Origin of the sequence: Paraburkholderia oxyphila NBRC 105797, from assembly GCF_000685075.1 — a bacterium.
In the GTDB taxonomy this organism is placed as follows: Bacteria; Pseudomonadota; Gammaproteobacteria; order Burkholderiales; family Burkholderiaceae; genus Paraburkholderia; species Paraburkholderia oxyphila.
In genome coordinates this window covers 39,909-57,911 of the sequence record NZ_BAYD01000036.1, presented here as the reverse complement: position 1 = coordinate 57,911, position 18,003 = coordinate 39,909, and the positions used below count along the sequence as shown (strand labels likewise).

The 18,003-nt window shown below is 59.7% G+C and carries 12 protein-coding genes; 5 read left to right on the top strand and 7 right to left on the bottom strand.

Annotated elements, in window-relative coordinates; translation table 11 throughout:
• Positions 1 to 2: 2 nt before the first annotated feature.
• Together BO1_RS22150 and BO1_RS22145 are read left to right on the top strand one after the other, a co-directional pair.
• A complete protein-coding gene (locus BO1_RS22150; RefSeq protein WP_052409551.1) occupies positions 3 to 989 on the top strand; it encodes a SphA family protein in 987 nt (328 codons plus the stop codon).
• Between the two features lie 263 nt (positions 990 to 1,252).
• Entirely contained in the window at positions 1,253 to 1,852 is a 600-nt protein-coding gene (locus tag BO1_RS22145) for a cadmium resistance transporter (RefSeq protein WP_052409550.1), read from the top strand.
• Between the two features lie 170 nt (positions 1,853 to 2,022).
• Here BO1_RS22145 and BO1_RS22140 read toward each other — a convergent pair whose 3' ends face one another.
• The 7 genes from BO1_RS22140 to BO1_RS22100 all read right to left on the bottom strand — a co-directional run bounded on the left by BO1_RS22140 (position 2,023) and on the right by BO1_RS22100 (position 13,870).
• Positions 2,023 to 3,348: an IS110 family RNA-guided transposase gene (locus BO1_RS22140; protein ID WP_028219424.1), complete on the bottom strand. Its 1,326-nt coding sequence runs from the start codon at positions 3,346 to 3,348 to the stop codon at positions 2,023 to 2,025.
• Between the two features lie 674 nt (positions 3,349 to 4,022).
• Complete coding sequence (locus BO1_RS22130; RefSeq protein ID WP_028219423.1) at positions 4,023 to 5,384, bottom strand: MFS transporter; 1,362 nt, start codon at positions 5,382 to 5,384, stop codon at positions 4,023 to 4,025.
• A 216-nt stretch (positions 5,385 to 5,600) separates the two neighbouring features.
• Entirely contained in the window at positions 5,601 to 9,053 is a 3,453-nt protein-coding gene (locus tag BO1_RS22125; protein WP_043285869.1) for an adenylate/guanylate cyclase domain-containing protein, read from the bottom strand.
• A gap of 163 nt (positions 9,054 to 9,216) precedes the next feature.
• On the bottom strand, positions 9,217 to 10,332 hold the full coding sequence (locus BO1_RS52200) for a GlxA family transcriptional regulator (RefSeq protein WP_043285865.1): 1,116 nt from the start codon (positions 10,330 to 10,332) through the stop codon (positions 9,217 to 9,219).
• Between the two features lie 415 nt (positions 10,333 to 10,747).
• A complete protein-coding gene (locus BO1_RS57790) occupies positions 10,748 to 11,341 on the bottom strand; it encodes a dimethylsulfoniopropionate lyase (protein ID WP_084688103.1) in 594 nt (197 codons plus the stop codon).
• Between the two features lie 47 nt (positions 11,342 to 11,388).
• Entirely contained in the window at positions 11,389 to 12,618 is a 1,230-nt protein-coding gene (locus BO1_RS22105) for a M24 family metallopeptidase (protein ID WP_028219419.1), read from the bottom strand.
• 121 nt (positions 12,619 to 12,739) lie between these two features.
• Positions 12,740 to 13,870 (bottom strand): hybrid-cluster NAD(P)-dependent oxidoreductase, encoded by a 1,131-nt coding sequence (locus BO1_RS22100; protein WP_028219418.1) that lies wholly within the window; start codon positions 13,868 to 13,870, stop codon positions 12,740 to 12,742.
• A gap of 511 nt (positions 13,871 to 14,381) precedes the next feature.
• Here BO1_RS22100 and BO1_RS22095 point away from each other — a divergent pair.
• The 3 genes from BO1_RS22095 to BO1_RS22085 all read left to right on the top strand — a co-directional run bounded on the left by BO1_RS22095 (position 14,382) and on the right by BO1_RS22085 (position 17,990).
• Positions 14,382 to 15,101 (top strand): GntR family transcriptional regulator, encoded by a 720-nt coding sequence (locus tag BO1_RS22095; protein WP_156992359.1) that lies wholly within the window; start codon positions 14,382 to 14,384, stop codon positions 15,099 to 15,101.
• A 494-nt stretch (positions 15,102 to 15,595) separates the two neighbouring features.
• Complete coding sequence (locus tag BO1_RS22090; RefSeq protein WP_028219416.1) at positions 15,596 to 17,095, top strand: aldehyde dehydrogenase; 1,500 nt, start codon at positions 15,596 to 15,598, stop codon at positions 17,093 to 17,095.
• 4 nt (positions 17,096 to 17,099) lie between these two features.
• Positions 17,100 to 17,990, top strand: coding sequence for a dihydrodipicolinate synthase family protein (locus BO1_RS22085; RefSeq protein ID WP_028219415.1), 891 nt, complete (start codon positions 17,100 to 17,102; stop codon positions 17,988 to 17,990).
• Positions 17,991 to 18,003 lie beyond the last annotated feature (13 nt).

The window sequence follows — 18,003 nt, the reverse complement described above, 5'->3', positions numbered from 1 at the left end:
GGATGGAGATGAAGAGCGTTCGTCATGACGACGGTATTCACGTTTGGCGAAGCGTTGTCAGATTGGTCGCGGCGACTGGTATTGCCGTGGGAGCGTGCACCTCGTCGTATGCTGCGGAGGGCATTACCTACGGTGGGCCGCGTGGCGGAACAGATATTAACGGGGCGTATCTGCCCGACGCGACTGGCTTCTATGGGATCGCGATGCTCTGGGGCGCCGCGCCGGATCGGTACTATGGAGACAACGGCGGCCCAAGTGCCCTGAACTTCAACGGTAAGGCTGCGGTTCCAGGGCTAGGGGTTCTGTATGTGTACCCTTTCAAGCTCGCGGGTGGGACTCTTGGAACGAGTGTTCTGGAGACGTATGCGGCGTCGAGGTTGTGCGTCAACGGCACGTGTCGAACCACGTATGAATGGGGAGACCTGTACAGCGACATCCTCATGTGGAGCAAACATATCGGCGGAGAGGTTTCCCCACATGGGTTGCCCTATGGACTGACCGTCAAGGCGGCGTTCTCGATGCAGTTCCCGACTGGCAAATATGAGGCAACTGCGCCGACCCCGTCGTTTGGGAATAACGTGTATCGCTTCATTCCTAACGTCGCACTGACGTATCTTACGGGGCCGAATCTGCTTGGTGATGGTGTGGAGTTTTCGGCGCAGGTTTTCTATGCGATGACGTCGAAGAACACCGCAACGGACTACAGTTCGGGAGACACGGTAGACATCGACTTTGGTATCTCGGAGCGAACCGGTCGATGGCAGTACGGGTTGGCAGGCAACTATGCCTTTCAACTGCAGGGTGACAAGCAATACGGCACGGAACTGCCCGGAGGGAACAAGATCGGGATCGTGACGCTTGGTCCGGTTGTCTCTTACCTGATTCCCAGCTGGAAAAGTGTCGTCAAAGCCAAGCTTCAATTGCCTGTCTACACGCGCAACACGGCTCACCAGGTAGCGGCCATGGTTTCGATCGTGAAGGCATTTTAGGGCGCAAGCGAACTGGAATCCGATAGTGACGCTTCGTCCTCACCCGGACGAAGCGTGCTTGAACGAATGGCGTGCCCGGTTCGGTTTTGGGTGCGCTGATTTCTTTTGGGCAACATATCGTTCTAGGTAAAGTTTGTCTTATTGTGCTTCGGACCTACTTGTGGGAAAACGTTACGTGTAAGGCTAGTTTAAAAAAGCCGTGAGATGAATGAGGCGTCGGGCTTCCTTACCAGCTACGGATTACCTAACCCCGATGAGCGTTGGTGCTCTTTATCTTGACGCGGATGAGCTTGCATTCCCTTACCCTCGCCATGGCGGTCTTTGTAGCGACGAATGTGGATGGCCTGCTTCTGTTAGGCGTCTTGTTTGGAAATGGTCGCTACAGTGATCGAGAGGTGGTCGCCGGGCAATTCATCGGCATAGGCTCGCTGGTTGCGGCAAGCAGCATCGCTGCCGTCGCGGCGGTTTCAATTCCGCACAAATGGGTCTCGATGCTGGGATTTGTGCCTCTTGGTATCGGCTGTTACCGGGCGTTCGCGTTTCTAGCCAACCCGCAGGAGTTGGAAGAGGACGACCTTGTGCTGCCCGAGATCAGTGGTACGCGCGTTCTCGCCGTTTCGGCTCTGGTAATCGCGAATGGAGGAGATAATCTGGCTGCTTATATCCCGCTGTTCGCAAGCTCAGTAAAGGATATCCCCGTCTATATTTTTGTCTTTGCAGTCATGTCCGCTGTATTGTGCATAGTCGGGCATGCTCTAGCCAGGACACGTGCGGCTGCATTGCAAACCTTGCGATACGGCCGTGCGCTTCTGCCGGTCATCCTTATAGCGCTTGGTATACATATTTTGATTGGTTTGACGTAGCCGGGAAACAGTTCGTCCCGCGGGGCAGCGCTAGAAATGCCTCGAACGCGCGTGGCGTTGGTTTACATAAATATAGTGACCAATTTCTTTCGCTGTGGCGGTTACACGGTAATGTCCGACTTTGCTAGATCTCACGAGAAACATTCAGGATGACGTCGGTTTTCAGGCCATCAGGCCACTTGAGCGGTTGGGGTGATCTGGAAACCAAGGGCGGTGGCGCGTCGCCTGAGGGCATCAATGCTACGCTGGGGCTGCTGTTCCTCGTAGCGCTGCTGTCCCTGGTCGACGAAGGCCTCGCCGCGCGTGAGCATGAAATACACCATGCGGGCGAGCTTGTGAGCCACCGCCGTATTGGCGCGCGGCTTGTCCATGCGCGCACAGAGCCGGCGGTAGAACGCGCCGAGCGCTGAATCATTGCGCGACAGGCTCATGGCCGCGAGCTTGAGCGCCTGACGTACCCGGTTGGCCGAGCGGCGGGTGCGGGCGCTGAGCACCTTGCCGCCACTGATCTTGGTGCCGGGACACAGCCCGAGCCAGGAGCAGAAGTGCTTGACGTTCGCAAAGCGGCTCAGGTCCGGGCCGGTCTCCGAGAGGATCGCCATCACGGTGGTGACCGACAGGCCGTTGATGCGCGTCAGGTCCACGCCCGCCCAGCGAGCGAGGGCCACACGCGCATCAAACTGTGGCGTGTTCTTGCCGCGCCGCTTGCCAGGTCCGGCGAGCTCGATCTCGTGACACCCCAGCGGCGCCAGCAGCGCCTCGATCTTCGCATCGCACTCGAACACGCGCTGGGCCAGGCTGTCAAACATCGCCAGCGCCTGCCCGAGCACGAACAGGTGCTCGTCGCGCCAGTTGCCCGTCAGCGCCTGTTCGATCTCGGCGGTGCTGGCCCTGATTCGGGCGTGACGATGCTGCGCGAGGGCCTTCGGGTCGCGCTCGCCGGCGACAATCGCCCGCACGATCGCCTGCCCGGTCATGCCCATCAAATCGGTTAGCACTTCGGTAAGCTGAAGGTTCATCTGCACCAGCGCCTTCTGCATGCGCTGTATCCAGCTGCCCTGTTCGGTAAGCAGCAGCTCACGCTGCCGCACTACTGCGCGTACCACGCAGACCTCGCCAGCAGGCCGCCACGCCGCGCGCAGCAATCCGAGACTCATCAGCTTCTGCAGCCACTGGCAGTCCTGCACGTCGCTCTTGCGGCCGGGAACGTACTTCATCTGGCGCGCATCAACGAGCCAGACCGCCAGGCCGCGCTGCTCGAGCACCTCGTAGACCGGGATCCAGTACACCCCGGTGGATTCGAGCGCCACGGTATCTACGCCGCACGCAAGCAGCCAGTCGGCCATCGCGTGCAACTCGCATGTTGTGGCGCCGAATTCTCGAACGGGCTGGTCATCGGCCGTCCGGGGGACTGCGACCCAGTGGCTGGACCCGCCAACGTCGATCCCGGCGGCGTTTGGATACACCTCGTCGTCTTCCCGCCTGCGCATGGCCATGGCGTGCTCCCGGCTGGTTGGTTCAGGGCAGCGCCAGGGGGAAGCGTCTGAATCGACTCGATCTCTCAAACGGGATGCAGCTCGCGCCGCTCACCAATGTCACCGACGATTCCCGGACCACGCTATGTGCCGGGCTCGTCACGCGGCGTCTGGTGACGTCGCATGCGGGCACCAGTGATCTGCCGGTCATCGTGGCGCTGCCGCCTGTGTTATAGCGCATCGTGGTTTCTTCCGGAAGACCGGGGACGATTGACGGCCTTGGGAAGCTATGTGGCATGAGAGTCGTCAAGGGCCGGTCGCCGAGTGACGAGAGGGGGGTAGCGCGGAGTCTGGTGTCTGCACAGCGAGGCGGTCTGGTTCGTAGAGAGCGGGCGGGAACGGTAAGCAGATCGACCGAGCAGAATGGCTACTTAGAAAACTTATCTTAACAGCGGCATTGAGCGTCACGTTTTCGTGAAAAACTTGGGAGCGCGTTGTGCACGGCTGGCATAGTGGTCAACGGCCGCGGCTATTCAAATCATCGCCAAATACTGATCTGGCATAACTGGAAGATTCGAATATCTTTGCTACCCGGCCTCGATACCGTAGACGAGCGGTTCGGGTAGGCGCTTATACAGGAAGTCGCCGTGGCTCACTCTTTGAAAGACAGGCCGGAATCTTTGGCCGGAATCGCGCTAATGCGCGTAACCAGCGGCCGTTTCTGTGAGGCTCTTGCCTTTGGTCTCGGGTGCAAGCCATTGTGACAGAACTGCTCCGAGACCCGCGATGCCGGCAGCCACCAGCATGGTTCCCGAAGCGCCGATGTGAGCCATCGACCACGGCAGAAGGAACGTGCCGAGGCCGGCTCCGACCCGACTGACGGCGGCCGCGAAGCCCGTCCCGATCCCCCGGATCTCAGTCGGGAAGACCTCTGCAGGGTAGATGCCGGTAAGCGTGTTGTACCCGGCGTTGAAAAAGGAGAAGACGAGGAACAACGCTAGTACTGCCATCGGTGGTGCGTTGACCCACAAACCGATGATCGCGAGGAGCGCGGTGCACAGCCACTGTGGCGGTACGGTTAGCGCACGGCGGCCGATTTTGTCGACTAACAGGACCGTGATTACAACTCCAGCCAAAGCGACTGTGGAGAGACCGACACCACCGGCGAGCCCTCCACCGAGGCCATATGTCTTCAGCACGCTGTCTGCAAATGTCGCAATCGCGAAATACGGCGTGACGGCGCAGAACCAGAACATCGACATGAACAGCGTGGCCCGCCAATACTGCCGGGAGAGGAGCACTCCGATCCTCAAACCGTCCTTCGTCTCGGATTCTCGCTCGACATCGGCCACGTCCTCGGCGCTCTCCATATACCGTCCAGCAATGGCGCGGGCATCGCCGACGCGTTTCTGGTTCCACAGCCAGCGTGGCGACTCGGGCAGGCCGATCCGGGCCAGGAACAAGATCGCCGCGATAAATGTGCTCGTACCCAGGATGAATTGCCAACTGAGGTGTGTCGACTCGTTCAACACATATCCCACAGCGAAGGCGACCATGAATCCGGTGTACCAGGCAATCAAGGTCACGCCCATGAGGCACCCTCGCAGTCTGGCGGGCGCGAACTCTGACATGAGCGGCCAGCCAACGGAGTACTCAACGCCGATCGCGATGCCCATTAATAGGCGCACCACGAACAACTGCAGCGGAGTGCGGACCAAGAACTGCATCGCGGAGGCAATCAGGAATATGCCCATGTCCATCATGAACAGCGGCTTCCGACCGTACCGGTCGGCGGCCCAGCCCCCCAGCGGGGAGCCGAACAGGATGCCAAACAACGCGCCCGCGGCGATCAGGCCTTCCCAGAGCGTCGAAACGCCAAGACCGGCTGTGAGCTTGAGGCTCACCGGTCCGACAATTCCAAGGATATAGCCGTCGAGAAACATCCCGCCCGCCAGGACAAAAATCATCCGCTTCATGAAGCGTCGTTTGAACGCGACGGACGTCTCCGTCTCGGCGACTTTGCGCCGGGGGGCAAAAGGCTTGTTCTGCGACGACATGGATAGTCCCTCCAGTTTTTTGTGCTGCCGCTTCCGGGTGGACGCTCAGGGTGTGCTTCGCCAGCAGAGCGGACTCTTTAGTTTTGATCCCGGCAGCCCAAATGGATGATCGAAGCAGATATGTCTCGTCTCATCAAAGCCTGGCAAGGTGGAGGTGTTGTTCCTGACGGCGCGGTCCGCGTTCTTCGAGACGCCATCGCACGGCACCTCATCCGCCTAAATTGGTGCAAGGGCATCAAGCAATTCCTTGGCCTCTCGCAAATCGGTGGTCTCGAAGCCCTCTGTAAACCAGCCGTAGACCCCGGACAGCGCTTGCGAGGCCTCAGTGATTTTGCCCTCGCGCTGCCACAGCCGGGCCAGACTTAACGCCGCGCGCAATTCCAGCGATCTCGCGCCCTGTTGGCGAGCCACCGAGATCGCTTTGCGAAAGCAGGTCTCCGCTTCGTCGCCGCACGCGGACAGGCCATCATCACTGTTCAACGCACCGAACAGTATGCTGCCCTTGAGCCGATACAACTCCGCCTCGTGGCAGCGCTCCCCGGATTTGTCGATGAACGCCACGGCCTCTTCGAGCATGTCGCGGGCTGCTTTCCCGTCACCCGCGCGCTGAGAGCCGTCGGCAAGAAGCGCCAGAAAGTACGACCTCTGGTCCTCGCCACCGGCGGCGCGGGCGGCGGCCAGGCCTTCGCGCATTTGGGCTACGCCCTCCTGCGAGCTTTCGCTTTCGGTCAGGGCCCAACCCCGAAAAAAGGTTCCCCACGCGAGCCACAATGGCAGCCCCTCTTCGGTCGAGAGCGTGATGAGCGCCTCGGCGTGCTCGAGGACCCGCGATGACTCTCGCCGAAGCTGGTGCAACTCGGCCGCGAAAGCCAGGGCGTTCGCGAGAGTTGGACCAAAGGCGAGCTTTTGTGCGAGGGCCAGTGCCTCGAGGTTCCGCTTGTATGCCTGATCGGGGTAACCCTGAAGCCACAAGGTCAGAACCAGGATGTTCAAAGCCCAGATGCCGGGATCCAGCGCGTGAGCAAAGACATGCGCCTGATGCTGCACAGGGTCGTAGAGGGCAAGCGCTTGTTCCGCGTGGGTGCGGGCGGCTTCGAGCTCCCCCTGGAGCAGAAGACACATACCGAGGGCGTCGTGTGCGTTGACGAGCAAAGCCGGATCCTGGGCGCGCTGCGCCATGTGGAGCATCCGCTCGGCCAGGTCGCGCGCAGTGGCATACTCGGCGCGCGACACGTAGTGGATCCTCAGTCCAAGTTGCACCGCGAAGACTTGTGACGTCTCGCCGGTCTGCTCACACAACGCGAGCGCGCGGGTGTAGGTCGCGGCCACCTCCGGCGCGCCATAGCCTCGCACGTCCATCAAGGCCGGCCCTAGGGAAAGCAACAGCTTCAGCTCCCAATGCACGCGTGCCGGAGTATCAGGCAGACGCTTGAGCAATTCGAGGGCGACGCCGAGGTGGTGCATGGCGTCCAGATGGGCGGCATGTCGAAGTGCCTGTAGCGCGGCGCGATGCAGGTACTCCACGGCTTTCGGAATGTTGCCGCTCAAACCGTAGTGATGAGCCAGTTCGCTACAGTAATCCGCGATGCGGGTCGGAAACAGCGTCTCGATCGCCTGCGCGGTGCGCTCGTGCAGTGCGCTCCGGCGCTCCTTGAGCAGCGAGTGGCCTGCGACTTCCTGGGTCAGCGCGTGCTTGAACGAATACTCGACTTCCGGAAACGCGGGACGTTCGTAAATGAACTCCGCGGCTTCCAGGTGGGCGAGAAGCTGGCGCAGGTGGTCCTCCGTGCGCGCAACGGGGTCATCACAGAGACGCTGGATCAGGCTGAACGGAAACTCCTTGCCGATAACAGCCAGCGTTTGCAGCAAATCTTTCTCTGCGACGGGGAGCCGGTCGATACGGGCGGCGAGAACGCCCTGAACGGTCGTGGGAATATGCAGCGCCGCCGGGGTCTGCTCGATCATGTAATGGCCGGGATTGCCGAGCAGAACCTGCTCTTCAGTCAGCGTCTGGACTACCTCCTCCATGAAGAACGGGTTGCCCTCCGTCTTCTCCAGGATGAGCTGCTTGAGGGGCACGAGAGAGAGGTCATCTCCGAGTAGCGCCGTGAGCAGTCCCTGGGCTTCGGCCGGGCCCAGCGGTTCGAGCCGTAGCTGGCAGCTGTGATCCGCGTGTCGCCAACCGGGCTGATACTCGGGCCGGTAATTCACGAGCAGCAGGACCCGCGTGCCTGGCACGTGTTCGAGCAGGTACGCGAGGAAGGCTTCTGTTTCGCGATCCAGCCATTGCAGGTCCTCGAACAGCAATGCGATCGGCTGCTTGCAGCTTTCGCGTGTAAGCAACTGCGTGATCGCGTCCAATGTTCGGTCCCGACGGATGCGGGGATCCATCTCGGCCAGCGCCGAACCGGCTTCGCAGATACTCAGCAGATAGAGCAGGTAAGGCACGAGATCCTCGAAGCGGCGCTCGAGCGTCAACACCTTGCCCATGACCCTTTCCCGGCACCCTCGCTCGTCGTCCTGATCGGTGATCTGGAAATAGTTCTTCAACAGCTCGATCAGGGGCAAATTGGCAAAGGCCTTGCCGTGCGATACCGAAAACGTCTCGAGCACCAGACAGCCGCGTCGGGAGCGCTCCTTGAATTCATGGAACAGCCGCGATTTTCCGACCCCGGCCTCGCCGACCACGGCAACCACCTGTCCACGGCCAGCTCTGGCCTTATCCAGCGCCCGGTTCAGCTGCTCCAGTTCGGCCTCGCGGCCTACGAACCTGGCGAGACCTCGGTGCGCCGCCAGTTGCAGGCGCGTGCGCAGCGCGCCGAGACCGAGTACCTCGTACACCGGGAGCGGATCGGGAATGCCTTTGACCTGTGTGGCCCCCAGGGCCCTGAACTCGAAATAGCCTTCGGCCAGCTTGTGGGTCGCTTCGCTCACGAGAATTGACGAGGGCGTGGCAATGCCTTCCATCCGGGACGCAATGTGGATCGTGTGTCCGACCGGATCGTAATCGGTGTGCAAGTCGTCGGTGCGGATCGAGCGCACGACGACTTCCCCGGTGTGCGCGCCAACGCGGATCTGCAGCGGAATGCCTTCCTCCAGTCGAATGCGATCGCTGTGGCGCCGCATCGCCTGCTGCATGCGCAGCGCCGCGAAGAGTGCGCGTTGCGCATGGTCTTCGTGCGCGATGGGCGCGCCGAACAGAGCGAGGATGCCGTCGCCCAGCGACTTGGCCACATAGCCCTCGTAGTAGTGCACGGCGTCCATCATCAGGGCGACGACGGGCTCGATCAGTCGATGGGCCTCTTCGGGGTCCATGTCGTGGATCAGCGCGGTGGAACCGGCCATGTCGGCGAACAGCGCTGTGACGGTCTTGCGTTCACCGGCGGTCTCACCTCGCGCGTCCATGGCCGCCTGCTCGGCGCGGATGCGTTCGGCAAGATGGTGTGGCGTGTAATGAACCGGCGCTCTGGATGGCTCTGGAACAGGCCGCGAATGCGGAGACGAGGGGGCAGGCGCTTCGGTCAGGGGGGCGCCGCACTCGTTGCAGAATTTGGCGGAAGGCGTCGCCTCGTGGCCACAGCGAGGGCACGCGCGCGGAAGATTGGTTCCGCACGCTTCGCAGAATTTGGCACCGGGGAGGTTCTCGCATCCGCAGTTTGTGCAGTGCATAACAGCATTTTCCTTGCCAAGGGCCACCATTCAGACATTATGCGCCGTATCCGATAAGGCAAGAGAAATGGCGGATCCGAAGGGCGTCGAATAGCACCAAGTTCACTTGCGCGCGCGTACCTCCGCGGCGTCGAGGCGCTCAGGATCCAGAGGGGGCATCGATCTACTGCAGTCTTTTCGGTTCGATGCGGGGTTGCTTAACCAAAGCGTAGGCGTGCCCATCCGGCGACGATTCGACCGGCTGCGGAATATCGGGTGACGCGTCACATGCATTCGGCAATCGCGTCGTGCGATATTCGTTTGGTGATTGTCCAAATTCCTTACGGAACTCGCGACCAAGATGGGAGGCATCCGAAAAACCACACGACGAAGCGATATCCGCAACTGTGCGGTCGGAACTGGTCAACAGCCACGACGCCATCCGTATCCGGATTTGTCTCGCATATACGCCGGGAGATTTTCCTGTCTCCGACGTGAAGAGACGTTCAAGCTGCCGAACCGACACTTCAAGCCGGCACGCGAGGTCGGGCAAACTCAGTGGCTGGCCGATATGTTGCTCCATCAGCAGAATGGCGCGCCTTACCTTGGGATGCGTCGCGGGTTCGAGGCCCGGAGGGTGGGGTTGCGGTGCGTTGCCTTTTTGGGCGTCATCGACAAGCAGAATACGGAGCGCCTTTCGGACAATTGTGGCTTCCACGTGGCGCAACAGGATGGCTGCTGCAACGTCAATCGACGCGCGCCCCCCGGAACAGGTGATGCGTTGTCTGTCGATAACAAAGAGTCGGTCGGCAACGAGGTCGCGCTCATCGAAGTGCGGAAAACGCTCGACGAAATCCCAATAGTGAAACCAGCTGACGCAGACTCGGAACCCGCTCATCACGCCCGCGCGTACAAGCGCAAACGCGCCCGTGCAGATTCCCACCAGCGTGGCTGATGTATCGGCCATGGCGCGAATAAAGGCGAGTGTCGCGTCGCTGGCCGGTGGCCCTGAGTGCAACAGTCCACCGACGATCACCACATAATCGAATACCCCCGACTCACTGAAAGTTGTCCAAGGTGTTATCTGGATTCCGCAGCTGGCACGAACTGGAGTCAGACTTTCTCCGACAATGGTCCACGAGCACCTAACGGGTCTACTCATGTCGCCTTCATCGCTCGCGAGCCTGAGAAGGTCTACGAAGCCGGAGAAGGCAGTCAAGGTGAAGTTGGGCAATAACACGATGCCGAAACGGAGTCGCCTCGAGGCCTTGGCCTCCGTATCAATTGAGTGCTGAACCATGAGAGACGCCTGCGTCAATGCATTCCCAACAATTGAAAACAACGGATGTTCGACAGTCCTGACGGGCACTTCGAACGCGAGTTGGCCACCTGTACCAGTTTGCAAGCGCGGCTGCCGACTGACAAGAGAGGCAATCCCTGGCGACGCCTCACCAGCATTGGGCCAGAGATCCAGGTCATGCTGGGCGCGCGGAGTAGGACCTGTCGCGAATCGACAAGGACGCGCTGGACCGGTCATGCAATCTCGGGAGAGCGGTCCGGTCTTCAGGAGTACTGTGACACGGACAAAACGCCTTTCCTGCGCCGCACCTGGATCTCCGAGGGCGGGAAGTATGGGAAGGCCAGCATTGGATGACGTAATAGGCAGGTATGCCGTGTAGCAAAAATCCTGGCTAGCATTCTGTCGCCTCAGGGCATCAAATCAATAAGCACCAGATAGCGAGGAACGGTGCCGAGCCGGATCTCATCGCGTGCAAGCTTCCAGGGCTGTTATGAATACCGCCACCGATTCCGGGATTGAACCATTCCCCGTCTTGCTGCCGAAATTCCCCTGCAGTCAAAAGCACATACGCCTCCTCCGGTGGATGGCTATGGTCTGGATACCGCACATTGGGCAACAGCACAGTAAAACCGAGTTGGACGTCGTAACGACTTTCTGCGCCACCGGGCCCGCAAATCATGCCATGTACGTGTCCATCGATATAGTTTTCACTGCCTTGCGAGCCGGATGTACGTCGGGACCATCCCAGGACAGGTTCGAGTGACTTGATCGTCTGCGCTGCGGTACCGAGTGGGGGACGCTCGTGCGTGATCGACGCTAGCGCAGCATCAAGCCATTCGCATGCAGGATATCGCGTGCTGTGTCTCACTCCGTCGTCTGAACAGGTTTGAAGCCGCTCGAACACTCGAGACGCGACTGCTCGTCCCGCTAAAGGAAGCCTGTCAGCCTGAAAAAGGCCCTCAGCGATGCGGACGAACGCGCTCACGTTTTCGGGGCGGGTACCGGACATGGTGTCTCCCGATGGCATTGAGTTAGGGACTGGCTGTGAGCTATCTGTCACAGCCAGTCCGTCTCGAAACTGCAATCGGTCAGCGAGACGCAGCCGTTCTCGGTGAGTACTACCTGCTGCTCGAGCTTGACGCCCTGAGAACCGCCTTCAGCACCGATGTAGCTTTCGACACACATGGTCATGCCAACTTCGAACCGGCCATCATAACCCGAGCTTTCCCAGTCGATCTGGTGTGCAATCGAGGGATACTCGTCCACCATTCCGATACCATGGGCAAGGCAGCAGTACCGGTTCTTGATAAACTCGTCTGGAATCTTCCACGCCTTTTCCGAGAACTCCCGGAACGTCATGCCCGGGCGCAGCAGGTCCATATTGAAATGGACCTGCGAGTAGGCGTATTCATAGAGCTTGCGCTGCTCATCAGTTGGGCGGCCGTCTCCAACCACCCAAGTGCGGGAAATGTCCGAGCAGTAGCCGTTTGGCCCCACCATATCTGTGTCGAAAGCCAGTAGGTCGCCGTCGCGCAAGACCCGCGAAGAACATTCATGCATCCAGGGATTGGTGCGGTCTCCGGAGGCGAGAAGGCGGGTTTCAATCCACTCGCCGCCGTGTCGGATATTTTCGTAATGGAGGTGTGCCCAAAGATCGTTCTCCGTCATTCCCGGCCGAAGTTCGCGCCGCATACGGTCGACGCCCATTTCGCAGGTGCGCAAGGATTCGCCAATGAGAACGAGTTCGCCTGACGATTTGATCAACCGGGCCGTCTCCATCAAGACCTGGCCGTCGCGCAGTGCTATTCCGTGCTTGTGCAGGTAGGCAGCGCCGTATGGGTCGAGGCGGTCCACTGCCAGCAGGCGCTCTCCTGGGGCATGTTTTCGGAAAACGTCGACAATGTCGGCGCCCCATGCCTCGGCGCGGCGCTCGGCTTCCTGGCCGGCATTGAAAAACGTCCAGCTAATCGCGCTGCGTAGTTCCACGTCGAGGTTCAGCCCGTCCCATACATGCTCGCTGCTGTGAAACTCCCATGCGACGATATGGCCGTTGGCGAAAACCACAATGTATCGCGCCGGATTGCGGCCTGCCCACACCTGCATGTTGGATGTATCGGTCGCGTAGCGAATGTTCACGGGGTCATACAGCAGTACGGCAGGGACCTCATGCTTGAGTAGCTGCTCCTGCACCCGGGCGAGCCGATAGGCACGAACATCCCGCAAAATCGCTTCCTTGCCGTCCGGTTCGATTGCGCTGCAAGCATCAAGCAACTGGTCGATCGCCATCCTGTTTTTCCTGGGGCTGTTTTGATGTTGCGTTTGCACGGAATAACGACGGGCGTCTCGGGGCGGCTTTGATCCCGCGGCGAAGTGCCTTGTGACTAGCGTGATGACCCTGGGCGACGCGCTAGAGCTCGAGTACAAGGTTTGACGTTGGACGGCTGCAACAGAGCAGCCGGAAACCCTTCAGGACTTCTCTGTCACGAATCCCACCGTTGTGTTTCATGTCCACCGTGCCTTCGAGTACCTTGGTCTTGCACGTACCGCAAATGCCCTGGCTGCATGACGACGGGACGGCGACTCCGGCTTTTCTTGCCGCAGCGAGCACGGTTTCGGAAGCATTCATGGTGAACGCCTTCGAGGAGCGTGCGAGCTTGACCGTGAAGGTATCTTGGGGAGTATCGCTTTCCGGCGCGGCGGGTTCTGCAGCGACACCAGCGGCAATGTCAAAGCTTTCCTGGTGGTATCGTGCCGGGTCGTGGCCACCCGCACGAAGCAATTCGCGCACTGCGCTCATGTAGCCGGCGGGCCCGCAGGTGAACACTTCACGATCGGCATAGTCAGGCGCCCAGTCGGAAAGAAGCTGCAGACTCAGTCGGCCAATCGGTCCCTGCCAATCTGCTTGCTCGCCGGGGCCTTCGCAGACGAAAAAAGTGCGAAGTCGGGGGGAGAGCTCTGCGAGCCTCTGCAGTTCGTTTCGGAAAATGATATCTGCCGGTGTCCTGGCGCTATGAACGAATACGACGTCACGGTCCAGCCCGAGATCGAGGCTCGCGCGTGTCATGGACATCAAAGGGGTGATCCCTGAGCCTGCAGAGAGGTACAGGGACTTGATGGCCGGTGCCGCTGTGGGGGTGAAGGTGCCGGCCGGACCGTATGCACGCAACAGGCTTCCCGGCTTCATGTTGTCGTGAAGCCAGTTCGACACGATCCCGCCGGGTACCCGCTTTACGGTGATGGAAACAAGCCAGGGACGCGTCGGGGCGGAGGAGATCGTGTAGCAACGCTCTACCGCCTGTCCTTGGACGTTGGCCGACACGGTCACGAATTGGCCGGGTTCAAAACCTACGGGCAGCCCATCACCCACGCGAAATTGAAAGCTCTTGACGTCGTGGGTTTCCTCAACCACGCGACAACATGTCAGGGTCCGCTGCTCGTTACTGGCCCAAGGATGGCCGCCACTTTCCCACGTCCTCGGGTTTGCAAGCCTGTCTTCAGCTTCAGGCGCCAAGTCGAACATTCCTTCAATCGAGTTCATAGCATCAAATCTGTTGTGACCGTCTTGCGTGCTCATTCAGCTGCTGACCAGCCATGAACTGCTCAACGCGCATCCTTGGAAATTGCGATAGCAGGGCGACGCTTGTTCCGACGGCGCGCCGCGTTCATCTGATATTTCTTCTCAGGTTTTGAACTGCCCTCGCTGTGCGACGAGTATTGGCGTGCACCAAGGTAGCGTCAATGCGCTTTATTTTCCCCGCTTCATTACATTAAGTTATGAGTCGAGAGAGGCCCGGATGATTCCGGTGGCCGAAGTAGTAGTTCGACCGCCTCAGTGCGGTGTCTCCCGGGGCGTATGGCCAGTCCTTGCGGGCGCGGTCCCCTTACCGGAGGTAACAAACTCCCCGCGCAGCGGCATCGGCGGCACAGGTGGTGTGACCTGCCTGGCACGGCATCATTCCTCATTTTTATTGGTAACTTCCCTGATCCGACACATTGTCGCCTTGACTTATACAATTTGTCGACACAAGATGAGTGTAACAGGAGGGCATATGAAGGCGACTGTCATCGAAATCGACCAGGAGGAAGCTCCCTCCCTGGACCGCAAGGCTGCCTTCGGGCATGCCCTTCGGCAACGCATCCTCAGCATGGAACTGGCGCCGGGTTCGACTCTCGACGAGGTGGCACTGAGCGTAGAGTTCGGGCTGTCGCGCCAGCCAGTGCGCGAGTTGATGCGCCAAATGGCTGCCGAAGGGTATGTTGAACTCGAGGCGAATCGCGCACCCCGCGTTGCCTCCATGAACTACGACTCGCTGCGCAGCTATTTTTTGGCAGCACCATTGATTTACGTTGCAACGACGAAGCTCGCAGCGACGCAGGCGACACCGGCGGACATCGACGCGCTCAAGCGAATCCAGGAGCGATTCCGCGCGGCAGTGGAAGGAACCATCGTGGATGAGCGGGTACTGGAGAATGACCAGTTTCACCTGGCAATAGGCAAGATGGCGCGCAATCCGTATCTGCTGCCAAGTCTGTGCCGCTTGCTGATTGACCACGCCAGGCTTGGCAAGACGTTCTATCAACCGAGCAACGAGCGAATGGAAGCCGAACTCGCGACCGCGGTGCAGCAACACGAAGACATCATCGATGCCATTCAACGGCGTGATGCCGAGGCTGCCGGATCAGTTGTGCTGGCGCACGTCAACCTGGCGCGGCGCAACATGGCTGCGTATGTGGCGCCCGAAGGCGTAGATGTACCGTTTGAGTTTTAGCAATGCCAGCTGAATGCCTTGGTCCTCAATAAGCTGTCACCAAGGTATTCCTGGCCAGCATATCTCATGCGGCGATTTCGTTTGTGGGGTCAATATCGGCTTCGTAATCTTGTGGTAACGGTAGCAATGGGGCGCCCGGTGGCGCTGGGATGACCGCTACCCGGTATGACAGGACGGCACACTAAGGCGACTGTCATCGAAATCGACCCGCACGAAGGGATCTCTCAGGACAGTAACGGTCCCTTTGAGCACACCCCTTGGGCAGCGACCGGAAATTTTGTTCGCGACCGCAGTATGCACCATCTTCGACGCCATCCAACGGCGTGATGCCGAGCTTACTGGAAGCGTTGTACTAGCGAACGTCAACCTGGCGTGGCTCAATATGGCCGCGTGTGTCGCCCGTAAATAAGTAGATGCTTCGTTATAGTTTTAGTATTACTAAATTAATGACTTGTTTGGTTCCTCATAAACATCTGTATCAGTGAGAGACTGCTATGACAGATTTGCTGTCCGCTACCGAGTACCGGAAAATCGCTCGTGAGATAAAGCTACCGACCCTTGCAATCATCGATGGCGAGGCACGTGGTGCTTTATCGGGCGAGACGTTTGCGACGCTTAATCCTGCGACAGGCGAGCATCTGGCGGACGTTCCGGCTTGCTCGACGGAAGACGTTGACTTGGCAGTCGCGAGCGCGCGCGCCGCATTTGCTGACGGGCGCTGGTCCAAGTTGCATCCTTCTGCCCGTAAGCAGGTGATTCTCAAGTTGGCCGACCTCATCGAGAAGAACGCTCTTGAACTTTCGGTCATGGAGAGTCTCGATAGCGGAAAGACGATTTTCGACTGCCAGACGGTCGACGTTCCTGAAACGATCAACGTGCTGCGCTGGCACGCAGAGGCCATCGACAAGATATACGACCAGGTCTCGCCCGCTTCGGATAGCCATATCGCCATGATCGTGCGGGAACCGGTTGGTGTTGTCGGCTTGGTGTTGCCCTGGAACTTCCCGCTTCTGATGCTGGCATGGAAAATCGGGCCCTCTCTTGCCGCCGGCTGCTCGCTCGTCGTGAAGCCCGCCGAGGAAACGTCGCTTACCACGATGCGCGTCGCTGAACTCGCGCTTGAAGCGGGTATTCCTCCGGGCGTCTTCAATGTCGTCACCGGTACGGGGCCTGCGGTAGGTGAACCCATTGGCCGCCATCGCGACATCGACATGGTGTCGTTCACCGGTTCGACCGATACGGGGCGACGCTTCCTGGCCTATTCGGCCGAAAGCAATCTCAAGGAGATTGTGCTTGAAATGGGCGGCAAGAATCCCTGCATCGTGATGTCCGACGCAACGGATCTGGAAGCCGTGGCAGGCCATATTGTCAACGGTGCGTTCTGGAACATGGGCGAAAACTGTTCGGCCATTTCGAGGCTCATCGTTCATCGTGACATCAAGTCGTCGCTTCTCGACAAGATCACGAAGCTTGCCGAAGAATGGCGTGTCGGCGATCCGCTCGACCCTGCGCACCGTATCGGCCCATTGATTTCGCAACAGCACTACGAGAAGGTGGCGTCCTATCTTGCCGACGAAGTGAACGTGCTTTATGGCGGGAAAACGAGTGAGGGGCGCTATGTCCACCCCACAGTCATCGATGTAGAAAGTAACGCCGTACGGCATGCGCGTGAAGAGATTTTTGGCCCGATTCTCTCGGTCATCACGGTAGACAGCCTGCAGGAAGCAGTCGACATTGCTAACGACACCGACTATGGCCTTGCTGCCTCGGTTTTCGCCGGTAATGGCAAGCGTGCGATGCGCGCTGCGCGAGCGATTCGCGCGGGCACCGTTACCGTGAACTCGTTTGGTGAAGGCGACATCACGACACCATTTGGCGGCTTCAAGCAGTCGGGTTTCGGCGGTCGAGACAACTCTCTCGCCGCGCACGATCAATACACACAACTCAAGACCATCTGGCTTGATCTGAACGATAACGAAACGGACGAAGAGTAACGACATGAGCAACTTTGCATTTCATGGCATCAATCTGGCAATTAGTACTCCTTTTGATGAAAGCGGGAAAATCGACTATGGTCGGTTGGAGAGCCTGATCGAACGGTATCTCGCGGTGGGCGTTGGCGGCTTCGTCCTGAGCTCGGGCACAGGCATGCACGTCTACCTCTCTCGGGAGGAGTCCAAGTCGCTCGTGGCGTTTGGGGCCAAGGTAATTAACGGACGCGCACGAATCATCGCCCAGACGTCCGCGCTGCTCGTCGATGATGTCGTCGAGCTTACGCGTCATGCTGCGGACTGCGGTGCAGGAGCGGTCATGGTGCTGCCGCCGTTCTTCGAGGGACCGGCTGATGACGACGGGGTATTCGAGTTCTATTCCTCGGTCGCACGTGCCGGCGTGCCGATTATTGGCTACAACGTGCCGCAAGCCGTTGGCGTGGAAATCACGCCGTCGCTCCTGCGCCGGCTGTGTGAGATTCCCGAATTCCTCGCGGTAAAGGACAGCAGTGGCGATCTGGCCAGCCAGGCGGCCCTGATCCGCACGGGGTTGCCAATGATGAACGGCGCGGACCCGCTCGTGCCGTACGCGATGTATGCCGGTGTGGGCGGGCTGATCTGGGGCGGTGCCAATTTCGCACCGAAGACTTGCGTCGAGCTGGTCGCTGCGGCACAGGAGCATCGCTGGGATGACGCGAGAGAAGTCTGGCGAATCCTGGAGCCCGCCATGTCGTTGATCTGGCAAGGCGACTATGTGCAATCGGTCTATGCGGCCGCGCAAATGACGGGCTATGGCGCCGGCAACCCGCGTCGCCCCTTGTCACGCCTTTCGGCCGGGAAGATCGATGCCCTGAGGCGTGCGCTCGGTGATCTGGTCGAGCGCGAAAAGGCTCTGTAATTCATCGAGAGAC

Excerpts from the sequence above, each read along its gene's own strand:
- BO1_RS22100 (WP_028219418.1), bottom strand. The coding sequence starts at position 13,870 with ATGAACTCGATTGAAGGAATGTTCGACTTGGCGCCTGAAGCTGAAGAC.
- BO1_RS22130 (WP_028219423.1), bottom strand. The coding sequence starts at position 5,384 with ATGTCGTCGCAGAACAAGCCTTTTGCCCCCCGGCGCAAAGTCGCCGAG.
- BO1_RS22095 (WP_156992359.1), top strand. The coding sequence starts at position 14,382 with ATGAAGGCGACTGTCATCGAAATCGACCAGGAGGAAGCTCCCTCCCTG.
- BO1_RS57790 (WP_084688103.1), bottom strand. The coding sequence starts at position 11,341 with ATGTCCGGTACCCGCCCCGAAAACGTGAGCGCGTTCGTCCGCATCGCT.
- BO1_RS52200 (WP_043285865.1), bottom strand. The coding sequence starts at position 10,332 with ATGGTTCAGCACTCAATTGATACGGAGGCCAAGGCCTCGAGGCGACTC.
- BO1_RS22140 (WP_028219424.1), bottom strand. The coding sequence starts at position 3,348 with ATGGCCATGCGCAGGCGGGAAGACGACGAGGTGTATCCAAACGCCGCC.
- BO1_RS22105 (WP_028219419.1), bottom strand. The coding sequence starts at position 12,618 with ATGGCGATCGACCAGTTGCTTGATGCTTGCAGCGCAATCGAACCGGAC.
- BO1_RS22125 (WP_043285869.1), bottom strand. The coding sequence starts at position 9,053 with ATGCACTGCACAAACTGCGGATGCGAGAACCTCCCCGGTGCCAAATTC.
- BO1_RS22150 (WP_052409551.1), top strand. The coding sequence starts at position 3 with ATGGAGATGAAGAGCGTTCGTCATGACGACGGTATTCACGTTTGGCGA.
- BO1_RS22090 (WP_028219416.1), top strand. The coding sequence starts at position 15,596 with ATGACAGATTTGCTGTCCGCTACCGAGTACCGGAAAATCGCTCGTGAG.
- BO1_RS22085 (WP_028219415.1), top strand. The coding sequence starts at position 17,100 with ATGAGCAACTTTGCATTTCATGGCATCAATCTGGCAATTAGTACTCCT.